The organism is Halorhodospira neutriphila (genome assembly GCF_016584055.1).
GTDB lineage: Bacteria > Pseudomonadota > Gammaproteobacteria > Nitrococcales > Halorhodospiraceae > Halorhodospira > Halorhodospira neutriphila.
This window is the reverse complement of the sequence record NZ_NRSH01000272.1, coordinates 1-778: the sequence shown is the minus strand read 5'-3', so window position 1 is coordinate 778 and position 778 is coordinate 1. Positions and strand designations below refer to the sequence as shown.

Here is a 778-nt window from a genome sequence, read left to right as displayed (position 1 = left end):
GTGCGAGGGGGCCTCGGCGAGCCGCTGCGCCAGGCGCGGGAAGCGGGCGAGCCCCTGCTCGCGCACGGCCCGCCAGTCGCGCTCGCGCAGGCGGGTGTCGAAGCCGGCGATCTCGGCCTTGCCGGCGATCCGGAGGCGCTCGCCGAGCCGGGTGACCACGATCTTGCGGGCGTCGTCGATGATCGGCACCTGCGGGGCGGCGCCGTCCGCCCCCGCGAGGGGCAGCGTGACCGAGTACCCCTTGATCGGCTCGATGGGCAGCCGCAGGCCGAGGGGGCGGGTCAGGCGCGGGGCGTAGCTGCCGGCGGCGATGACGACCGCGTCGGCGGTGATCGGGCCCCTGTCGGTGGCCACCCCCGAGACGCCGCGGCGCCCCCCGAGCAGGTGGTGGACCGTCGTGCCCAGGCGCAGCTCGGCGCCGGCGGCCGCCGCCTGCTGGCTGACCGCCTCGGTAAAGTGCAGGGCGTCGCCGCAGCCGTCGTCCGGGAACTCGATGGCCCCGGCGAGCCGCTCGGCGCCCTCGGCCAGCGCCGGCTCCCGGGCGACGGCCTGCTCGGGGGTCAGGGCGCGGTGGCGGATGCCCAGGTCGGCGACGGCCTCGGCCTCGGCGAGGCCGTGCCCGAGGGCGCGCTGCTCGTCGAAGAGCTTGAGCGCCCCGCGCCCGCGCCCCTCGAGCTCGATGCCCGTGCGCTCGCAGACCGCGTCGAGGGCGCGCAGGCTGTAGGCGGCGAGCTCGGCGTTGGCGCGGGCGTGGCGCCGGTGGCGGGCGGCCCGGGCG

1 protein-coding gene is annotated in these 778 nt (G+C 79.0%); it reads right to left on the bottom strand.

The window, feature by feature from the left end; genetic code table 11:
* Nucleotides 1–778 (bottom strand): FAD-dependent oxidoreductase (locus CKO13_RS12420; RefSeq protein ID WP_200261466.1); only part of this gene is annotated, 778 nt, incomplete at both ends.